Source organism: Microbacterium sp. Bi128 (assembly GCF_918698205.1).
This window is the reverse complement of sequence record NZ_CAKKMM010000384.1, coordinates 1-4,190: the sequence shown is the minus strand read 5'-3', so window position 1 is coordinate 4,190 and position 4,190 is coordinate 1. Positions and strand designations below refer to the sequence as shown.

Sequence of the window (4,190 nt, the reverse complement as noted above, 5' to 3'; positions counted from 1 at the left end):
GTCATGAACGGCGCCGGGTAGTAGACGCGACCGAGCTTGCCTTCCTTGCGGATCTCGATCTTCGAGGCGATCGGGTGGATCGAGCTCGTGGAGTTGTTGATGTACGAGATCGAACCGGTCGGCGGGACGGCCTGCAGGTTCTGGTTGTAGATGCCGTGCTGCTGGACGGATGCCTTGAGCTCGCGCCAGTCGTCCTGGGTGGGCACGGGGATGCCGGCGAAGAGCTCGGCGACCTTGGCGGTCTGCGGCTCCCACACTTGGTCGGTGTACTTGTCGAAGAACTCCCCCGACGCGTAGGTAGAGTCCGCGAACCCGTCGAAGGCGACACCGCGCTCCATCGCGAGGCGGTTCGAGGCCCGGAGGGCGTGGAACAGCACCGTGTAGAAGTAGATGTTCGTGAAGTCGATGCCCTCTTCGGAGCCGTAGTGCACGTGCTCGCGAGCGAGGTAACCGTGCAGGTTCATCTGCCCGAGGCCGATCGCGTGCGACCGGTCGTTGCCGTCTTCGATGGAACGGACCGAGGCGATGTGGCTCTGGTCGCTCACCGCGGTGAGGGCGCGGATCGCGGTCTCGACCGTGAGGCCGAGGTCGCGGCCGTCCATCGCCAGGGCGATGTTCATCGAACCGAGGTTGCAGGAGATGTCCTTGCCGATCTCGGCGTACGAGAGGTCCTCGTTGTACGAAGTCGGGGTGTTGACCTGCAGGATCTCCGAGCACAGGTTGGACATGTTGATCCGACCCTTGATCGGGTTGGCCTTGTTCACCGTGTCCTCGAACATGATGTACGGGTAGCCCGACTCGAACTGGATCTCGGCGAGGGTCTGGAAGAACTCGCGCGCGTTGATCTTCGTCTTCTTGATGCGCGGGTCGTCGACCATCTCGCGGTACTTCTCGGTGACCGAGACGTCGCCGAAGGGCACGCCGTAGACGCGCTCGACGTCGTACGGCGAGAAGAGGTACATGTCCTCGCCGTTCTTCGCCAGCTCGAACGTGATGTCGGGGATGACGACACCCAGCGACAGCGTCTTGATGCGGATCTTCTCGTCGGCGTTCTCACGCTTGGTGTCGAGGAAGCGCAGGATGTCGGGGTGGTGCGCGTTGAGGTACACCGCACCGGCGCCCTGGCGGGCGCCGAGCTGGTTGGCGTAGCTGAAGCTGTCTTCGAGGAGCTTCATCACGGGGATGATGCCCGAGGACTGGTTCTCGATCTGCTTGATCGGGGCGCCCGACTCGCGGATGTTCGACAGCAGCAGCGCCACGCCGCCGCCGCGCTTGGACAGCTGCAGGGCGGAGTTGATGCCACGGGCGATCGACTCCATGTTGTCTTCGATACGCAGCAGGAAGCACGACACGAGCTCGCCGCGCTGCGCCTTGCCGGCGTTGAGGAACGTCGGGGTGGCGGGCTGGAAGCGACCGGAGATGATCTCGTCGACGAGCTGCACCGCGAGGCGGGGATCGCCGTCGGCGAGGGCGAGGGCGGTCATGACGACGCGGTCCTCGAAACGCTCGAGGTAGCGCTTGCCGTCGAAGGTCTTCAGCGTGTAGCTCGTGTAGTACTTGAACGCGCCGAGGAAGGTCTCGAAGCGGAACTTCTTGCCGTAGGCGCGGTCGTTGAGCTCCTGGATGAACTCCAGCGAGTACTTGTCGAGCACCTTGGGCTCGTAGTACTCCTTCTCGACGAGGTAGTCGAGACGCTCCTTCAGGGAGTGGAAGAACACCGTGTTCTGGTTGACGTGCTGCAGGAAGTACTCCCGCGCCGCCCGCTTGTCGGCGTCGAACTGGATCTTGCCGTCCGCGTCGTACAGGTTCAGCATCGCGTTCAGGGCGTGGTAATCCAGCCCTTCGAACCGCGCCTCGGTCTTGAAGTCCACGTCGCTCAGCCCTACTTCCACCACTGTTCCAATCCTTCGGTGACGCGCTCGACGTCTTCTGGTGTGCCGAATACCTCGATGCGATACAAGTGCGGCACAGAGCACTTGCGGCTGATGATGTCTCCGGCGAGACAGAAGGCGTCGCCGAAGTTGGTGTTGCCGGCGGAGATCACTCCGCGGATATGCCGTCGGTTGCTTTCCTCGTTCAGGAAGCGGATGACTTGCTTGGGCACGGCGCCCTTCTCGACGCCCCGGCCGACACCCCCGCCATAGGTGGGGGTGACCAGCACGTAGGGTTCGTCGACGTGAAGCGCCGGGTCGGTCGGTCGCAGGGGGATGCGGACGGCCCGCTTGCCGAGCTTCTCGATGAAACGTGCGGTGTTGCCCGACACGCTCGAGAAGTAGACGAGCAGCGGAGCCTCGGTCTCCGACATGACAGCGCTCACGAGAACCCTCTGAGCCCGTCCGGGGTCAGGCCAGGCGCGAGGCCAGCTCGTCGATCTTGTCGGGACGGAAGCCCGACCAGTGGTCCTCGTCGGTGATCACGACGGGGGCCTGCAGGTACCCGAGCGACTTGACCTGCTCGAGGGCCGCGGGGTCCTCGGTGACGTCGAGCACGTTGTACTCGATGCCCTTCGAGTCGAGTGCGCGGTACGTCGCGTTGCACTGGACGCAAGACGGCTTGGTGTAGACCGTGATCGCCATTTCGTTCTCTCTCTCCCCTGGAAAATCGTCATCCGACCGCTCGGAGCGGGCCGGGAGCTCAATACTACATATGGGGACGGACATCGGGGGGAACCACAAGGGGTAGTAGTTACACGAGTGTGATTTTCCACCGCTCTCCCCATGTACAACACAGGTTGTCCACGATTTCATCCACAGGCGGAGGCCTCATTTGGATGTCATCCTGACCCGCCGTTCCGCGGATCTCGTGCCTCCTCCCACGATCCATCCACAGCTCGGACGCTAGACGGGGGCTCCGACATCGCACAGGCGGTGGATATCTCCGCCCGGCGTGTCGCGGCGTGTCGGACTCCGCGGTCGTGGACGGCGACATCACCCGTGTCGGAGGCAAGGGATAGCGTGGTGCGGTGGCCGGCTACCGCGTACTTCTCAGAACCCCCGGCGTGGGGCGCATCATCGCCGCTCAGCTGACGGCGCGGTTCCCCAACGGCATGATCAGCCTCGCGGTGCTCCTGCACATCGAGCACGTCACCGGCTCGTACGGCGCGGCGGGCCTCGTCCTGGCCGCCACCAGCGTCGGCCAGGCCATCGCCGGGCCCGTGACCAGCCGCTGGATGGGCCTCTGGGGCATGCGGCGCGTCTTGACGGTCACCCTCCTCATCTGCGCGGCCGCGATCGCCTCCATCGCCCTCCTGGTCGTGCCGCTGCCGGTCTACATGGCCTTGGGCCTCATCGGCGGTCTCTCCACTCCCCCGGTCCAGTCGGCCGTGCGCACCATCTACCCCAAGATGGTCAACTCCTCCCAGCTGACGCCGCTGTATTCACTGGACGCGTCGCTGCAAGAGATCATCTGGGTGCTCGCGCCCGTGCTCATCACGCTGGTCGGAACGCAAGTGGGCACCGTCCCGGCCCTGCTGCTCATCGTCGTGATCCTCCTCGGCGGGGGCGCGTGGTTCATCCTCAGCCCCGAGGTCGGGCGCGTGCGCATCCCCCGCAGCCGTCGGGCGCTGGGCGCGGTGCTGCGCAAGCCGCCGGTCATCCTCGCGACCGCGACCGGGTTCCTGCTCATCGGCGCGTGCGCGGCCGTCGAGGCCGGCGTGGTGGCGACGTTCGACCACGGCGGCCTCGAAGCGGGTCTCGTCCTGGCCGTGTTCGCCGTCGGCAGCCTCACGGGCGGCCTCACGTTCGGGCACATCCCGATCGGCCCATGGGCCATGGCGCGTCGCTTTGCGATCGTCGCCGTCGGTCTCAGCCTCACGATCGTCTCGCTCAACGCCTGGTGGCTCGGGGCTACGCTGCTCGTCGCCGGCGCGGGCATCGCCCCGGCTCTGGCCGTCATGTTCGCGATGACCTCCGCGAGCGTCCGGTTCAGCGAGACCGCCGAGGCGTACGGCTGGATCGGCACCGGCCAGCTCATCGGCGCCGCGGCGGGATCCGCGGTCGCCGGCTTCCTCGTCGACGGTGTCGGGCCACAGGGGGCCTACATCGCCGCCGCGACGTTCGCCGTGCTCGGGCTGGTGCTCTCGGCACTCTTCGTCCGGGGCTTCCCCGACCTGCGCCACCGCGACGCAAGCCCCATCCCCGACACCGAACCGGTGCCCACGATCACCTGACGCACGACAGGCGCCGACACCC

4 protein-coding genes are annotated in these 4,190 nt (G+C 65.9%); 1 reads left to right on the top strand and 3 read right to left on the bottom strand.

Annotation, left to right across the window (positions count from 1 at the left end; all coding sequences use genetic code 11):
- The 3 genes from nrdE to nrdH form a co-directional block, all read right to left on the bottom strand.
- Window positions 1-1,814: class 1b ribonucleoside-diphosphate reductase subunit alpha (nrdE, locus tag LQV45_RS19515; RefSeq protein WP_230008437.1), on the bottom strand; the 1,814-nt coding region annotated here is incomplete at its 3' end.
- A gap of 68 nt (window positions 1,815-1,882) precedes the next feature.
- Complete coding sequence (gene nrdI / locus LQV45_RS19510) at window positions 1,883-2,305, bottom strand: class Ib ribonucleoside-diphosphate reductase assembly flavoprotein NrdI (RefSeq protein ID WP_230008436.1); 423 nt, start codon at window positions 2,303-2,305, stop codon at window positions 1,883-1,885.
- 37 nt (window positions 2,306-2,342) lie between these two features.
- A complete protein-coding gene (gene nrdH, locus LQV45_RS19505) occupies window positions 2,343-2,576 on the bottom strand; it encodes a glutaredoxin-like protein NrdH (protein WP_022878810.1) in 234 nt (77 codons plus the stop codon).
- A 386-nt stretch (window positions 2,577-2,962) separates the two neighbouring features.
- Here nrdH and LQV45_RS19500 point away from each other — a divergent pair, with 386 nt between their 5' ends.
- Window positions 2,963-4,168: an MFS transporter gene (locus LQV45_RS19500; RefSeq protein WP_230008435.1), complete on the top strand. Its 1,206-nt coding sequence runs from the start codon at window positions 2,963-2,965 to the stop codon at window positions 4,166-4,168.
- Window positions 4,169-4,190 lie beyond the last annotated feature (22 nt).

Bases quoted from the DNA above. Each gene is read 5' to 3' on its own strand.
- nrdH (WP_022878810.1), bottom strand. From the start codon at position 2,576: ATGGCGATCACGGTCTACACCAAGCCGTCTTGCGTCCAGTGCAACGCG.
- nrdI (WP_230008436.1), bottom strand. From the start codon at position 2,305: ATGTCGGAGACCGAGGCTCCGCTGCTCGTCTACTTCTCGAGCGTGTCG.